The organism is Pseudoalteromonas rubra (assembly GCF_005886805.2).
In the GTDB taxonomy this organism is placed as follows: domain Bacteria; phylum Pseudomonadota; class Gammaproteobacteria; order Enterobacterales; family Alteromonadaceae; genus Pseudoalteromonas; species Pseudoalteromonas rubra_D.
Window position 1 is genome coordinate 3,157,851 of the sequence record NZ_CP045429.1, and the last position, 15,615, is coordinate 3,173,465.

The 15,615-nt window shown below is 46.6% G+C and carries 11 protein-coding genes; 7 read left to right on the forward strand and 4 right to left on the reverse strand.

Going from position 1 to position 15,615, the window contains the following annotated elements:
- Nucleotides 1–87 precede the first annotated feature (87 nt).
- Nucleotides 88–1,008: a 2-hydroxyacid dehydrogenase gene (locus CWC22_RS13800; RefSeq protein WP_125560017.1), complete on the reverse strand. Its 921-nt coding sequence runs from the start codon at nucleotides 1,006–1,008 to the stop codon at nucleotides 88–90.
- 164 nt (nucleotides 1,009–1,172) lie between these two features.
- Here CWC22_RS13800 and CWC22_RS13805 point away from each other — a divergent pair, with 164 nt between their 5' ends.
- From CWC22_RS13805 to CWC22_RS13830, 6 genes are all read left to right on the forward strand, one after another.
- On the forward strand, nucleotides 1,173–2,894 hold the full coding sequence (locus CWC22_RS13805; RefSeq protein WP_125560015.1) for a GNAT family N-acyltransferase: 1,722 nt from the start codon (nucleotides 1,173–1,175) through the stop codon (nucleotides 2,892–2,894).
- A gap of 61 nt (nucleotides 2,895–2,955) precedes the next feature.
- Nucleotides 2,956–3,441, forward strand: a complete 486-nt coding sequence (locus CWC22_RS13810) for a TlpA family protein disulfide reductase (protein ID WP_010382502.1) — start codon at nucleotides 2,956–2,958, stop codon at nucleotides 3,439–3,441.
- 139 nt (nucleotides 3,442–3,580) lie between these two features.
- The gene (locus CWC22_RS13815; protein WP_138537615.1) at nucleotides 3,581–5,650 is read left to right on the forward strand and encodes a TonB-dependent receptor plug domain-containing protein; all 2,070 of its coding nucleotides are present in this window, start codon (nucleotides 3,581–3,583) and stop codon (nucleotides 5,648–5,650) included.
- Nucleotides 5,651–5,747: 97 nt separating this feature from the next.
- Entirely contained in the window at nucleotides 5,748–6,026 is a 279-nt protein-coding gene (locus tag CWC22_RS13820) for a peptidylprolyl isomerase (RefSeq protein ID WP_010382504.1), read from the forward strand.
- Nucleotides 6,027–6,128: 102 nt separating this feature from the next.
- On the forward strand, nucleotides 6,129–6,392 hold the full coding sequence (locus CWC22_RS13825; protein ID WP_049866370.1) for a GrxA family glutaredoxin: 264 nt from the start codon (nucleotides 6,129–6,131) through the stop codon (nucleotides 6,390–6,392).
- Nucleotides 6,393–6,614: 222 nt separating this feature from the next.
- Entirely contained in the window at nucleotides 6,615–8,450 is a 1,836-nt protein-coding gene (locus CWC22_RS13830) for a DEAD/DEAH box helicase (protein ID WP_138537616.1), read from the forward strand.
- Nucleotides 8,451–8,535: 85 nt separating this feature from the next.
- Here CWC22_RS13830 and CWC22_RS13835 read toward each other — a convergent pair whose 3' ends face one another.
- Nucleotides 8,536–9,363 carry a M90 family metallopeptidase gene (locus CWC22_RS13835; protein ID WP_138537617.1) on the reverse strand — a complete coding sequence of 276 codons (828 nt, stop codon included), beginning with the start codon at nucleotides 9,361–9,363 and terminating at the stop codon, nucleotides 8,536–8,538.
- 114 nt (nucleotides 9,364–9,477) lie between these two features.
- Here CWC22_RS13835 and CWC22_RS13840 point away from each other — a divergent pair, with 114 nt between their 5' ends.
- On the forward strand, nucleotides 9,478–11,808 hold the full coding sequence (locus CWC22_RS13840) for a helicase-related protein (protein WP_138537618.1): 2,331 nt from the start codon (nucleotides 9,478–9,480) through the stop codon (nucleotides 11,806–11,808).
- Nucleotides 11,809–11,951: 143 nt separating this feature from the next.
- Here the strand turns inward: CWC22_RS13840 and CWC22_RS13845 are convergent, their stop codons facing one another.
- Together CWC22_RS13845 and CWC22_RS13850 are read right to left on the reverse strand one after the other, a co-directional pair.
- On the reverse strand, nucleotides 11,952–12,200 hold the full coding sequence (locus CWC22_RS13845) for a hypothetical protein (protein ID WP_125560003.1): 249 nt from the start codon (nucleotides 12,198–12,200) through the stop codon (nucleotides 11,952–11,954).
- 496 nt (nucleotides 12,201–12,696) lie between these two features.
- Nucleotides 12,697–15,567, reverse strand: a complete 2,871-nt coding sequence (locus CWC22_RS13850) for a TonB-dependent receptor domain-containing protein (protein WP_138537619.1) — start codon at nucleotides 15,565–15,567, stop codon at nucleotides 12,697–12,699.
- Nucleotides 15,568–15,615 lie beyond the last annotated feature (48 nt).

A 15,615-nucleotide genomic window follows, 5' to 3' on the forward strand; every position in this document is an offset into this window, starting at 1 on the left:
CATGCTCCGGGTTACACAATAATTGATGTCATACTATTGGCCTCACAGAGCACTTAGTTGCTCTTGTGAGTAGTAACAATATGTGGATCAATAACCCAGACTAATATCCACACAATGTGATAAAGGCCTGCCCATTTGCATCGCTTGCATGTTAGAAACTATCTGGGCCATGGCCGTTTTCAGACTGGTCAACGCGGCCACATGAGGTGTCATTGTGATTTTCGAATGATGCCAAAACGCATGTTCTGGTTCGACCGGCTCTGATGCAAAAACATCCAGCGTAGCCGCTGCAATTTGCTCAGTATCCAGCGCATGGAGCAGATCGGTTTCATTGAGGTGCGCGCCTCTGGCAACGTTAATCAGTACGCCATGCGTTGGCATCGCCTCAAACAGCGTTTTATTTAAAATACCGTGTGTTTGCGCCGTCAGAGGCAGCAAGCAGATAAGGTAATCACACTGAGAGGCAAATCGAGTTAGCTGCGCCTGCCCGCAAAACGTAGTAATACCCGGTATCTTTTTTTCACTCCGTGACCAGCCCAGTACCTCAAAGCCATTTTGGCTCAGCTTAGTAGCGGCCACTTGACCAAGCTGTCCAAGTCCCAGTATACCCACACGACTCCCGCTACAGGCACGCTTAGGACGCCAGAGTTGGTGGTGTTGTTGTTGATAATATTGTCTCAATCGCAGCTTGTGAGCGAGCACATGTCCCAGCACATATTCTGCCATATCATCCGCAAGCGCAGGGTCTACTATTCGACACACCTGAACCCCTGATGGCAATGCAGCTAGCGGTATTCCATCTACACCCGCGCCAAATGACTGCACCACTTTTAAATTAGGCAGCTTTTGCCATAAAGACTCAGGCGCATTCCAGGCCAACACAAATTCAATCTCAGCCAAATCTCCCGATTGTGGCCACTCTCTGATATCAGTATCTGGCAGGCTTTCTCGTAATCCTGCTAACAGTTTACTGTTGTCTCTGCCCGTTACACAGACTAATAGTGCCATGTGCTCCCCCTTGTTCTATTTTTGCCTTGCGCCACTGTATCAAAATTCTCGCCTACACGTGTACTTACGCGACGGCCATCAAACTGACATACAGTTGCAACTTGTTTGTCACAGAGAGTTTTTAATCTTGACGAAAAGCGGTTATAGAACTTGAGAATGAATATATGATCAGTGTTGACAAGGTCATTGAAGCAAACCTGCCTCAATTAGAGAACTCACCTAAGGTAAAAGGCCTGGTAAAAAAAGGCCTGGGTTACCTCCTCCATGAACAAGAATTTGTGGCATTTGCTGATACCTACCCACACCTGCAAGGGCTTGAATTTGTCGAGCAGGTGCTGGAAGAGTTAGATTTCGATGCGCGTTTTAAACCCAAACAAATAGAACATATTCCCAGCGAAGGCAGCGTTGTGATAGTCGCCAATCATCCAATCGGATCATTAGATGCGCTTGCGCTGATTAAGGTACTGGCTCAGGTACGCCCTGACCTGAAAGTCGTTGCCAACCGAATGTTAATGTCCCTCACGCCGATGCACTCGTTACTGTTGCCGGTAGACAACTTGTCTGGCGCGAGTCGCAAACAAGAGCTGGCCAACATTCATCATCACCTCAAACAAGAGGGCGCATTATTGATCTTTCCTGCTGGAGAAGTATCCCGACTTGGGCCAACCGGTATCAAAGATTGTAAGTGGAATTCAGGCTTTTTGCGCATGGCCAAAAAAGCAAACTGCCCTATTCTGCCTATTTTCATTAAAGCGAAGAACAGTCCACTGTTTTACGGTACATCAATGATTTACAAGCCCTTGGCCAGCCTGTTGCTGGTCAAGGAGATGTTCAAGCAACGTCAAAAATCTCTCGAATTTGAAATTGGCGCAAGCATCCCACCGGCTTCATACTTGCTGGAAAACCTCAAAGATAAAGAGATAGTCGCGCTGATCCGCAAACAGCTGTACCGGCTGGCTTCGAAAAAGTCTTTACCTCTGAAAACCCAGTCTCCCATTGCCGTGCCTGAATGCAAAAAAGAGCTGAAACAAGCGATTGAAACGTGTGAGCGACTCGGTGAAACCCAGGATGGCATGCAAATCTACCTTTATCAATATCAGGGGAGTTCGCCCATTTTTCGCGAACTGGGGCGACTCAGAGAAATAGCCTTTCGTGCTGTGGGAGAAGGCAGTGGTAAGCGCCGCGATATCGACAAATACGATATGTATTACCAACATTTAGTGTTGTGGGATGCGAAACAACTTGAGCTGGTCGGTGCTTACCGACTGGCCAGTGCGCAAACCGTCATCAACGCACAGGGCGCGGAAGGCTTATACACTACCAGTTTGTTTAATTATTCTGAGCACATGCAACCTTACTTCGAGCATGGTCTTGAATTGGGACGCAGTTTCGTCCAACCAAAATACTGGGGGCGCAAGAGCCTGGATTACCTCTGGTACGGGATTGGCGCTTTTGTAAAACGCTACCCACAGCATCGCTATCTTTTTGGCGCGGTTAGTTTATCCAATGCATTGCCAGACAAGGCTAAAGCCATGCTGATTTACCACTATCAGCATTACTTCTCCAACCTGGCATCTCTGGCAACCCCTAAAAACGAATTTAAATTTACACCTTCGCAGCAACAAGACTTTGCTCAGCTATTTTGTGGCAATGACACTAAAGAGGACTTTGCAGAGCTCAAGCATATCATGGCCAATATGGGCGCCCAGGTTCCGACTTTGTTTAAACAATATACCGAGTTGTGCGAACCTGATGGGGTGAACTTCCTGAGCTTCAGCATAGATCCAGACTTCAACAACTGTATAGATGGTCTGGTGCTGGTTGATCTGACCCGGATCAAGCCACAAAAAGCTAAACGATATCTGGGAGAGAATATCTACGACTGATTGTGTTGTTGCTGTTTTTTTATTTATACTCGCGCTCGGAGATTAAAATTTGCGAGCGCGCATGATAAAAACAATTCTACAACTCATTATTTTTGCCATTGTTTTTTTGGCTATCACTGCCTACCAGGAACTGGGCATGCTGGCTGACGATGGCAAAGCCCCTGCTCCTTATTTCTCTTTACCTCTACTCGAACAACCCACACAGCGAGTCACCATCAAGTCTCTGCAAGGGCAGCAATCTGTAGTGTACTTTTTCGCCCCCTGGTGCAGTATTTGCCGCTACAGTATGCCTAACCTCAATAAATTACATGAGCAAGGCAAAGTCAACGCCGTCGCCATTGCTCTGGATTTTGACAATCCAGATGCGGTCAGCAGCTTTGTTGAAGATTTATCACTGAGCATGCCTGTACTGCTCGGCAACAGTCATACCGCTTCAGATTATAAGGTTAAGGCTTACCCCACCTATTATGTGTTATCTGATGACCTGAAAGTAGTCGAACGCTCTGTCGGTTACTCCAGTGAGCTGGGAATACGTGCCAGACTTTAACATCCTCAAACTACGAAGCTAAGTGTAAGAAAATGTAGGGGTAATCGACAATTTCTTACCCTTAGGTAAAACAAAGGTACGATTTATTCTCATACACTAGTCCCATTCATATTCAGCTTAGATTCAATAAGGGACTACCATGACGCGCTCGTCATTCAACAAAACGTTTGCACTGTCGCCTATCATGCTTTGCATCGCACTGCAGGCACAAGCAAACACCAGCACAGACATGGAACACATCGAAGTGCATTATAAACGCAGCTCAATTACCTCTGAGATCACAGAAGACACAGAAAAACTAATCGAAATGCCTGGTGCCATGGGTGACCCGCTGCGGGCGGTGTATGCACTACCGGGTGTGGTTGCTGCTGGCGGCTCAATGAGCGAACCGGCCGTACGCGGCTCAAGCCCCAGTGATAACATATTCGAAGTGGACTTTATGCCTGCGGGTTATATTTTCCATGATTTTGGCAGCTCAATATTTAACCGCCATATCATTCAGAATTTCCAGCTCTACTCTGCGGGCTACGGCAGCAGCTACAGTAATGCAACGGGCGCAGTCTTTGACGTAACGCTTCGCAATCCCAAGTATCAGCCAATCACCACTACGCTGGACCTGACCATGTTCAACGCTGGCGTGTTTGTGGAAGGCCAGCTCAGCGACAGTACGGCTTTCTATGTATCGGGGCGAAAAAGTACCCTCCCCCTGTTCTTCGAAGAGGGAGATGAGCTCAAAGATGAAGATGGCGAGCCAACCGGTATCACCATTAATGATGCCCCGGATGACCATGATTATCAGGGTAAATTCCTGTGGGACATCAATGCCAACAATACGCTAACTTTTAACTTTACGGGTGCGGAAGACTCCGCAGCGGCGGGACTCAGTGAGCGCTCCGAAGTGGCGCAGAAAACACCTGAATATCAGGGTGATGCGCGCTTTGTTAGGGAATTTAACAGTCAAAATATATTGTGGGACTACTATAATGACAAGCTGCATCTGCGTGTAGGTATAGGAGCGCTCAACCATTCAGGTCGAATTGAGTATGGTCGTCGAGCGACTGTTACTGCTGGTTATTTTGAAGAAGAATCGGAAAAACAGTACACCTACAAAGCTCGTCTGAACTATCGTATTAATCCGGCCCACCAACTGGTTGTGGATGCAGCCTATTTTGATAACGAAACAGAATATAGCTACGACACTTTCCAATACTTGTGCACTGAACTGGACCCCGATTGCGATCTTAAAAAAGGTGAGCGGATCAACGGCAAGCGCACCATAGATATCGACAGTGGCTTTGTTGGCCTGGCGCATATCTGGCAACTGAGTGATGACTGGCAGAGCGAGCTGGGCGTGCAGAGCCAACACAACAAATACACGGATGAAACCTTCACGTCGCCTCGTCTGGCGGTGAGCTACTTTGTGACTGAAAACAGTATCATTTCGGCCAAGGCAGGACGCTACAATCGTATGCAAAATGTAGAATATATCCTGCCGGAAATAGGTAACCCTAAACTAAAATCTCAGGTTGCAGATCACTTCACTCTTGGCTTTAGTCAGGAGCTGGACAACGAATGGAGCTGGTCAGTCGAAGGCTATTACAAAACCATGGACGACCTTCCTCTGGCCATAGATGACGGACCTAATACGGAAGATTTGTATAACAATGACGTTGAAGGTCGCGCCTACGGTGTGGATCTGCTGATCAACAAGAATAAGACCGATAACTGGTATGGCTGGGTGGCTTTAAGCTATGCCAAGAGTGAGCGCACCGACCTCAGCCGCAATATCACCCGGGATTATTACGCTGATACGCCTTTGGTGTTTAATGCAGTATTCCACTACGAAATCAATGAAAAATGGCAAGGTGGCTTTAACTTTACAGCACGCAGTGGTCAGGCCTACACCCCGATTGTCGGGGTCAGAGAAAACCCCGACCACGATGGTCGTTTCTTACCTGTGTATGGTGAACCTTTCTCAGAACGGTTCAAGGTCTACCACCGCCTGGATATTCGTTTCGAGCGAAAAACTAAGATATTTGGTAACGATGGCAAACTAATTTTCGAGCTAATGAACACCTATGGCCAGGATAATACAGCCTCCATAGATCTCGATTACGACAAAGTCAAATCCGTAGACGATCTGTATATAGACGAAAAGAATGATAATTTTTCCTTTCGACCTTCGGTAGGATTCAGCGTTACATTCTAACATTCCCCTGAAAAGGCCGGACGCAGACAAATGAGACTTGCGTTTTCGGCCTTCTCCTTGCATGATCTGCGCCTTTGATTGTCCGGAGATCCTGTCCATGCCAAAAGCCTGCGCTTACCACATTTTAGTTAAAACCGAAAAAGAGTGCCTGGCTATTAAAGCCAAACTAGCCAAAGGCGGCGATTTTAACAAGCTGGCCAAACAGCACTCATTATGTCCATCGAAAAAGCGTGGCGGTGATTTAGGTGAGTTCAATAAAGGCGACATGGTGAAAGCATTCGATGACGTAGTCTTTAAAAAGCCATTGTATGAAGTGCATGGCCCAGTCAAAACCAAATTTGGTTACCACCTAATTAAAACCGTGTATCGTTCCTGAGGCATCATCGGTTTTCTCAATCACTGTCATCGGTTTTTGGCAGTTTCATTTTGTACGCAGGCCGATATACTGATCATCAAACAAAATGATTTGGAGAAACCGATGTTTACTGTAATTTTTGGCCGTGAAGGCTGCCCATACTGTGTCCGTGCTAAAGACCTGGCCGAACGCCTGACGAATGAGCGTGACGATTTTAAATTTCGCTATATTGACATCATTAAAGAAGGTGTGAGCAAGGCCGATCTGGAAAAGTCCGCTGGCAAGCCTTGCCCGACGGTACCACAAATTTTTGTTGACCAAAGCCATATTGGCGGATTTACCGAGTTTGAAGCCTATGCCAAAGAAAACCTGGGTCTGTATCAGTAACACAGCCCCCTCTATCTGTGCCTGAATCACCTTTAAACCGCCATTCAGGCATGATTTCCTTCTAAAAATAGCCACTTATCAGCCAATCTAATGAGCAAAAAAATAAATAAGTTTATTTTTTGACCAATATCAAACACCTACAAAATTAGTGCCAATTTATGCAAGCAATTGTTTTTTCTTTGCTGTACAATGCCGCCTCTTTTAACTTGTTGAGGCGCATTAATGTCAGAACCAGTCACGTTTGAATCTTTAGATCTTTCTCCTGCAATTTTGAAGGCAGTCGAAGAGCTGGGATATCAATCACCTTCTGAGATCCAGGCTCAATGTATACCGTTATTGCTAGAAAGAAAGGACGTGCTGGGACTAGCGCAGACGGGTACGGGCAAAACGGCGGCGTTCGCGTTGCCGCTATTAAACAATGTTGACGCATCCGTTAAGCAACCACAGATATTAGTATTGACTCCAACACGCGAACTGGCTTTACAGGTCGCGGAAGCCTTCAACCAATACGCTAAATACACCAAAGGTGTTGAAGTATTGGCTCTGTATGGCGGACAAAGCTATGGCGTGCAGCTAAGCGCACTACGCCGTGGCGCACAAATCATTGTGGCAACACCGGGTCGTTTGATTGACCATATTAACCGTAAGACCATTGATTTGTCGGATCTGAAAGCCTTAGTGCTGGACGAAGCTGATGAAATGCTACGCATGGGCTTTATCGATGATGTTGAAAGCATCATGGAAAAAACACCGGTAGAGAAGCAAACCTGTTTGTTCTCTGCAACTATGCCAAAGCAGATCCAATCTATTTGTTCTAAGTATTTAGATAACGCAGAACAAGTAAAAATCACACCACGTAACTCGACTGTTGACACTATTGAGCAAGTTTACTGGCGTGCAACAACGCATAAAAACAAAGCCATCGTACGTTTCTTAGAAGCGGAAGATTACGATGCGTCTATCGTGTTTGTGCGTACTCGTAACGATACTGTTCAGCTAGCTGAGCTACTTGAGCGCGAAGGGTTCTCTGCGGCACCACTTAATGGTGACATGAACCAGCAAGCCCGTGAGCGCACGGTAGAGCGTCTGAAAAGCGGTCTGTTAGACATCGTTATCGCAACTGACGTTGCGGCACGTGGTCTGGACGTTGATCGACTGAGCCTGGTTATCAACTATGATATCCCGCAAGACAGCGAAGCCTATGTTCACCGCATCGGCCGTACAGGTCGTGCTGGTCGTAAAGGTAAAGCTATCCTGTTTGTTAAAGGTAATGAGCGTTATCTGCTACGTAACATCATGCGCCACACTCGCTCAGACATCGAGCAAGTGGAACTACCTAACGCGAAAGTTGTTGAGCAAAAGCGCATTGAAGCACTACAAGGCAAGCTAAGCCTGGCGCTTGATCACAAAGACATTGAGTTCTTCAGTGAAGTGGCACAAGGCATGGCTGAAAAGCTAGAGCTAACTCAAACAGAATTGTCCGCTGCACTACTGTGTCTGGCACAGCAGCAATCTCCACTGAAAGTGCAAGAGATCCAGGTACAACGCGAACGTCGTGAGCGCGATGGTAATCGTGACGGTAACCGCGAACGTCGTGGTGAGCGTGGCGAACGTAAAGGCAATGCACGTCGCAACACCGGTCCTATGGATACCTATCGTATCGAAGTAGGTCGTGAGCACGGCGTACAGGTCAAGAACATCGTTGGTGCGATTGCAAACGAAGCAGATATCTCAAGCAAGTTTATCGGTGAAATCCGTTTGTTTGATGAGCACAGCACAGTGCAGCTGCCTCAGGATATGCCAGCAGATACTCTGTCTCACTTCCAGAGCGTTTACATTTGTCAGCGCCCAATGAAGATGAGCAAGAGCACACACCCGGCCGATCAGGGCAATGGTGGTGAGCGTCGCGGTGGTGAACGTCGTTCAGGCGGTCGTGATGAGCGTCGCTTTGAAGGCCGCAACGAAGGTCGTGGCGATCGCAAGCGCAGCTTCAAAGACCCGCGTGGTGACAAGCGTGATAACAGACGCAAAGAGCGTGGTGAGATCAGCTTTTCATAATCTGATTTAGATGAAAAACCGCTTCAGCTGAAGCGGTTTTTTTATGCCTGAGCCTTGATACACCTCAACCAGATGACGCGCACCATTACTTGATCCAATCGCGCGGATCAAAGCGGTAGTAGTCACTCAGCAAATAGAATAACTCCGGATTTTCCTGCTTTAGTTGTAAAGGCTTTTCAATAAACGTTTCAGTTATCACCGCAAAGAACTCCGCTTCATTGGTTGCCCCATATTCGTGTACGACATGTGGCATGTGGTAAGCCAATTGCGTTTTTAACTGCTGATACGCCCGCGATAATACCTCTCCCCACTTTTTGTAACTCATCCCTTTTGGTAACCGGGGTGTGCCATTCGTCTGGCCTGTCTGTTGATCGAGCTGATGCGCAAATTCATGAAACACCAGATTATGACCATCTTCAGGTAAGCGGTTACCCTCAAGCACATCATGCCAGCTCAAGACCAGCGTGCCACCAGGCCAGGACTCGCCCTGACGCACCACAGTATGAAAGCTCACCAGCCCCGCACTGTCACGATTATTCTGTCCGGCATAATAACTGCTGGGGTACAACAAGATCTCTTTCACATTGGGATACAGCGGCCAGCGTTGATTAAGTACCAGCAGGCAGGCATCAGCCGCGATGATCAGTGCCATAGCCCGATTGGTTTTCAATCCATCTCGACCAAGCAGCCGCTTTTCTCCTAAAAACCACACGATGTGCCGCTCCAGCCGAGCCCGATCATGATCGGTCATATTGCGATAAATTGGCATATATCGCAGCAGCACCTGCCTGTCCAGCTCATTCAAAGTTTGCGTGCTATATTTACGCTGCCAGTAAGCGCGCTTGATATCGTCGAGTCGCCAGTAAATGATACAAAATACCACCAGAGCGACGAGTAAACTGATTTCTGTCATTGATTATTACGCGTTGATATTTTATTCAGAGATGCGCACCACGGGCAGTCTTTTCAAGCGAGATTTGTTAAAATCCTCGACACTTTAAAAAATATCTAACAGTATCAAGTCCGTATGTCCTTGCCCATCGAACAGATTAAAGCCCAATTTTGTGACCATTTAACCGCTGGCAACGTAATTGTTGCCGCCGCCACTGGCTCGGGGAAATCAACGCAGCTCCCCGTCTGGGCCACCCGGCAAGGTCGGGTCCTGATGATCCAACCACGTCGCATAGCCTGCACTTCACTGGCTGAGTATGTCGCCCGGCAACAAGGTTGCAAGCTCGGTGAACAAGTCGGGTATGCCATTCGTTTCGAAGGCGTGTTTAGTGATAACTCGCAAATCGTATTTGTCACACCTGGGGTGGCGTTACGCTGGTACTTTGAAAATAAGTTGACCGACTTTGACACTATCATGCTGGACGAATTCCATGAGCGACGCTGGGATATGGACCTGTTACTTGCCTTGTTGAAACAGCAAGCTGCGCATCATCTGATAGTCACCTCTGCCACTTTGTCAACACAGCGACTGGTGCGTTACCTGGATGCTCCCTTACTGACTTCCACAGGCAAGATGTTCGACGTTGAAGAGCGCTTTCTTGCCAAAGATATGCGCGCTATGCCAAGTAAAGACGACCTGAGTGAAAGAGTTAAGGCTGCATGTGACTATGCCCTGCAATATACCAATGGCGACATCCTGGTGTTCCTCCCTGGTAAAGGAGAAATCGTACAGTGTGCTGCGCAGTGTAAATCACTTGATGCGCTGATAGTCCCGTTATTCAGTGGCTGTGCACCAGATGATCAGCACCGAGCTTTACAACAGCAACCACAGCAACGAATCATTCTGGCCACTAATGTGGCAGAAACCTCACTGACCATACCCAATATCACCTGCGTGATCGATTCAGGTCTGGAGCGACGCACCCACTTAAGAAATGGTAAAACAGTACTGGGCCTGGATACAATCGGCAGAGATTCTGCAAAACAACGTCTGGGCAGGGCCGGACGCACCCAGAAAGGGCTCTGTCTGCGCCTGTATGGGCAATATGCGCCGTTGATAGATACTACCCCGCCAGAAATACACAGAGAGGCCCTCACTGAGCTGGTATTGGCTGCTGGCTGTGCCACTGATGGCATAGACACTCTCAACTTTATTGACCCGCTGCCTGCAAGCTCCGGGCAACGCGCACTCGACCTGCTCAGGAAAATAGGTGCGCTAGACGAACATAGCCGTGCAACTGAACTTGGCAGACAGCTCTACCCTTTGCCCGTCGATGTCGAATTGGGCCATCTCATCACCTGTATGCCGGATAACCGTCTACGTCAGGCGATGATTGATGCCGTGGCCATTATGTCGGTACCGGCACGCGTATACCGGCTGCCGGGGTCAACGGAGCAACTTGAGGCACTCAGTAAGGCACTGCCCCACAATTGCGACCTGGAGCTGGTCATTGCATTACTGCGCGGAAAAGCCCCTGGCGTGCTGATTGAGGACGAAGCCATTCGTGAAGCTCGGCTATTCAGCCAGCAACTCAGAGACGCCTTTGCGTTACCACCGCTAGATAAAGCCGCCAGTTATGACCGAAATGCGCTACTTAGCGCCATTGCATCTGTCCGCCCGGACTGGTTGTTTATTAAAAAGGATAACCGTCGCGGTGGTTTTGGTAATGGCCACAGCGAAGTGGTACCGGCAAAAGAATCTCGTATTTGTGACACGAGTGAAGCTATCCTGGTGCTTGATACCTATGCGCTGGCAGGAAAAGGCGTAAAGCAGGCAACCACGCTGGCGACTCTCGCAGCCCCTATTTCGAGCGCCTTGGTCTCCCAATATGCATCAACAGACGCCAGGCTTGAAGGCGCATACCTGGAAGACGGCAAAATATGGGCTGAACTGACACATAACTACGCGGGAGCAGTATTGTCGCGGCAACAGCAGCTTGCTGAAGGACCACACCTGATCCCCGCGTGTGTTAAATTAATCGAGCAAGCGCTGCTTTTTGACGGTGTCTGGCAACAAGTAAGTATGATGCTGGACTACCAACACCTTTACCACCAGTATGAACAAAGTGAATTACCGATACTCCCGAATACAACCCAGTGGCTAACACAAACCCTCATGGATTTAGGCGTTGAAACACAGGATGACCTTGAATTAATTGAAGCACAGGATTTATTTTATTTACCCATAGAGGCCTGGATAATCGACCCCTTTATTGAGAAATACCCTCTGAGAGTCACCTTGCCTGAACTGACGATGGCAGTCACCTACAGCTTTACCGCCAAACGCATTGTACTCGAGTATATACAGGGTAATCGTAAAGACGCCCCGAAACGCTGGGAGCTTCCTGCCTGGGCAGGATTTAAAATTCGCTATAAAAAGGCCAGTAAGGTAGTGGATGTAAGGTAACCGAGGAAAATTTTATGGCGAGTCTAATTTAACTAGTGGTATCAGGTTACTTAAAAAATGTGCTTCATCAGCACCGGTTTTTAATACATATACAGACTTATAAACTGCGTAAGCCTGTATATGTGCTGGGAATTACTGCGTTACTACTGTCGGTTATTTGTTAAGCCACGCTGATTTTCTCGCATTGCATCTTGTGCATTCTTACGAGCTTCTGTTCTTTGCTTGGCGGTTGAACAACTTGTTTTGGGAATATTTGACCCCAGAGAACGAACTTGCTTACAACGATACCCGTTATTTGCCTGACTGCCGTCGTCTTTCGAGCTGCTGGTACTATTACACCCTGTCAAAAGTAAACCCAATGTAGAAACGAGAATTAGTGCTTTGGTTTTCATGACTTCTCCTTGCTTTAAGCAATCTTTTATAATTTCATTACAAGGTATATAACAAGTACCCAAAAAAGTCAAACCATGTGAGGGTTATTAATATATTAATGTTTTTTGATGACTTTCACTACATGATAAGCGATTTTTTCTCAACCCCCCATATGTATACCGTTAAACCAAGCATTAACTATTAGCGTTGGAAATTTAATAAATATAATTTATAACCTTTAAGACCATTATAAACACAAAAACAACATAGATTTAAAAGCCATTAAATAATTAAATGAACCCATATAAATCAAAATAAACCAAATAAAAATAAACCGATATAAATACGAAAAGAGTTATAAGCTAGCAATGCTTTCTTATTATTAGGAATAAAGGCTATCCGACATAAATACATTCAGGTAAATAACGCGAAAAATAATCACTATCCTCGCAAGCAGGGATAAAAACTAGCAATAAAAAAAGGCCGCAAAAGCGGCCTTTTTTATCTCTATACTACTTAGAAGCTGTAATCTACGCTCAGGTAGTATGTACGTAGTAGCTGGTCATAGTAACGACCTTCGTAGCCTACTACGTGACCTTCTGGATCACCCAGTGAGAAAGGTGGCTCTCTGTCAAACAGGTTGTTGATACCGAATGTAATAACAGTGTTTTCAAAACCGAAGTAATCGATCTTGTAGTCTGTCTTAACATATGAAGGAATCTTCAACTGTACATGCTCTGTCACAAATGCTTGTGAACCTACACCTTCTTCGTTGTACACAGTTTCCATCACTGGATTAGCAATAGTACCACGAACAACTTCTACGCGGTCATCTGAATAGCTAGACTTGTAGCTAATACGAAGAGAGTGTGAGAAATCACCATGTGTCAGAGTATTTTGGATCTGAGCAACGTTGCGGAATACAACTTCTTCGTCAGTACCATACTTACCAAGGCTAGATTCCCACTCATAAGGTACAACACCCGGCGCTGTGTACTGTGAGTCAATGATATGAGTGCCCTGAAGTGTCGTCTTCAACTGACCAAAGCTCAGCTCATTGTTGAATTCGAATTTCCAGTCAATACCTGACGTTTCTGTTTTACCCAGGTTCAAGTACTCACGCTCAACCGACAGAAGTCTCTGAGTGTCATCCGCTGTACTAGTGTGGATCTGGAAGCTATCGTTAAACAGGTTAACATTTTCGAACATGTAGTCAAAGTCAGGTGCTTCTACCTTACCTTCGATTTCAATGCTCCAGTAGTCCAACTGAATCGTTGTATCTGACGTAGGCGAGTAAACAAAACCGATTGACGATTGCGTTGACTCTTCAGGTGCCAGAGTTGGGTTACCTTTCAGGAATGCTTGATACTGTGTACTACCTGTAGGACAGAACGCTTCACGGTTTGCATCACCCAGATTTGGACACGTATAGCTTGCACCGGTTACACCATTGTAAGCCAATGGTTGAGCGTAACTACGAAGAGACGCAACTTTGAAACCAGTACCGTATGAACCACGCAGAACCAGGTTATCGGTCGCGTTATAACGCAAGCTCAGCTTGTACGTAGTATCGCTGTTAGACTCATATGTTTGCGTGTCTGAAGGATCGTTATTCTTAACTTTACCGATGCTGTCGTAACGTAATGCCAGGTTTGCACTCAAGTCTTCCAGAATTGGTACCTGGAATTCGGTGAACGCACCGTACTGACTACGCTCCAGGTCATAACCTGTATCGTTTGCTGGTGCATTTGATTCACGATTGATCTGTGCTTCGGTCAGGATAAGTGCATAGCTGTTTTCACGGTAGTCAATACCGTAACCTACATACACTTCACCTGCAGGTAATTCAAACAGCGGCTGAGACGCACGAATATCGAAAGACAACATTTCTGTTTCTACGGTATCCCAAAGACCACGCCACTGAACGCTCTCGATTGCATCTTTTGACGCCTGGTCACCAGCAAATTCTTCTGCCGTGGCAAATACGTCAATAGAACCACCAGCGATTGTCGGTGCAAAAGTAGAACGGTTGTAGTAACCGTTTTTAACGTGATCTTCACGCTCGTTCTTCGAGTAAACAACAGCAGTGTTGAAGTCGATATCGTTCAATACCGTACCTTCAAGGCCTAAGATAACATTGATAGCAGTGTTATCGTATTGGTTGGTACGGTTACCACCTGGTAGAGCACGCCATGCAGCACGGAACTCTGATGCATTAGCTTTTTCTTCTTCTGTCAGGTGCTTTTCAACGTATTTTGTGTAAAGTACGCTGTTTGCTGAGTCACCATTAATCGCACCCAAGTTCAACTGACCTGTTGGGTTTGGAGCAATACGTGACGTCATTGTGAAGTCGGTATAAGAAAGAGTTGAGAACGCTTGGATATCGTCAGTGATTGCAAAATCACCTTGTAGGATGAAAGCTGTACGCTCTGTCTCAGGGTAGATCTCTAGTGTGCTTGTGAAGTCGAAAACACAGTCTACACCGCCGGCATTACCAAATGGAGAGGCTGCTGTGTCTGGTGCACAAGAACCATTTTCGGCATAGTACGGGCTGAAGCTTTTAGTGTAAGCGCCGTTAATTGGACGACCTTCTTCATCACGCTCACCAATGAAAACGTGCGCAATTGCAGGGATCGCGTTACCAGAACCATTCAGCTGGAAGTAAGAGTTACCATCTACTTCAAACTCAAGGAAACCTGTTTTAGCAAAATCACGATCTTTAGAGCGAAGCGTTTCAGATTTTTCATGGCTAAGTGAAGCTACTAAGCTGAAACCATCTCTGTCGAAGTCACCAAAACCAGTTGTGAAGCTCAGGTTGTAAGACTCTGCGCCGTCTTTTGGACGGTCCATACGTGCTGATACTGTAGACTCATCAGCCTGATCTTTAAGGATAAAGTTAATTACACCAGCGATCGCATCCGAACCGTATAGTGCTGATGCACCATCAGTTAGAACTTCAACACGCTCGATAGCAGCAAGAGGGATAGAGTTTAAGTCAACCGCGTTGCCTGAGTCAAGAGGTGCAAGACGACGACCATTTAGAAGTACTAGTGTGTAGTCTTCACCAATACCACGTAGTGATGCTGTAGCCTGACCAGTACCGCCGCCACCAACTGAAGAAGTTGGAGTTGTGAAACCCTGCATCGATGGGATTTGTGCAACCAGGTCACCAACATTAGTAACACCAGTGTTTTTAATATCTTCTGCAGAGATGATATCAACAGGAAGTGCACCCGCAAGGTCTGTGCCTTTGATGCTTGAACCTGTTACCTCGATTTTCTCGATTTTCTCTTCTGATTCTTCTGCATTTACTGCAAAAGCTGTAGCAGATACTGCACCGTACATCAGTGCTAAGCGGACCGCTTTCGAGATCTTGCTATTTAACATTTGTTTTCTCCCTGGCTTTAAATAAATCTTTTAAAGCATTGTTTTTAT

What these genes read in the sequence shown, in the direction of transcription:
- CWC22_RS13820 (WP_010382504.1), top strand. Translation starts at nt 5,748, where the DNA reads ATGCCAAAAGCCTGCGCTTACCACATTTTAGTTAAAACCGAAAAAGAG.
- CWC22_RS13830 (WP_138537616.1), top strand. Translation starts at nt 6,615, where the DNA reads ATGTCAGAACCAGTCACGTTTGAATCTTTAGATCTTTCTCCTGCAATT.
- CWC22_RS13825 (WP_049866370.1), top strand. Translation starts at nt 6,129, where the DNA reads ATGTTTACTGTAATTTTTGGCCGTGAAGGCTGCCCATACTGTGTCCGT.
- CWC22_RS13850 (WP_138537619.1), bottom strand. Translation starts at nt 15,567, where the DNA reads ATGTTAAATAGCAAGATCTCGAAAGCGGTCCGCTTAGCACTGATGTAC.
- CWC22_RS13835 (WP_138537617.1), bottom strand. Translation starts at nt 9,363, where the DNA reads ATGACAGAAATCAGTTTACTCGTCGCTCTGGTGGTATTTTGTATCATT.
- CWC22_RS13815 (WP_138537615.1), top strand. Translation starts at nt 3,581, where the DNA reads ATGACGCGCTCGTCATTCAACAAAACGTTTGCACTGTCGCCTATCATG.
- CWC22_RS13810 (WP_010382502.1), top strand. Translation starts at nt 2,956, where the DNA reads ATGATAAAAACAATTCTACAACTCATTATTTTTGCCATTGTTTTTTTG.
- CWC22_RS13805 (WP_125560015.1), top strand. Translation starts at nt 1,173, where the DNA reads ATGATCAGTGTTGACAAGGTCATTGAAGCAAACCTGCCTCAATTAGAG.
- CWC22_RS13840 (WP_138537618.1), top strand. Translation starts at nt 9,478, where the DNA reads ATGTCCTTGCCCATCGAACAGATTAAAGCCCAATTTTGTGACCATTTA.
- CWC22_RS13800 (WP_125560017.1), bottom strand. Translation starts at nt 1,008, where the DNA reads ATGGCACTATTAGTCTGTGTAACGGGCAGAGACAACAGTAAACTGTTA.
- CWC22_RS13845 (WP_125560003.1), bottom strand. Translation starts at nt 12,200, where the DNA reads ATGAAAACCAAAGCACTAATTCTCGTTTCTACATTGGGTTTACTTTTG.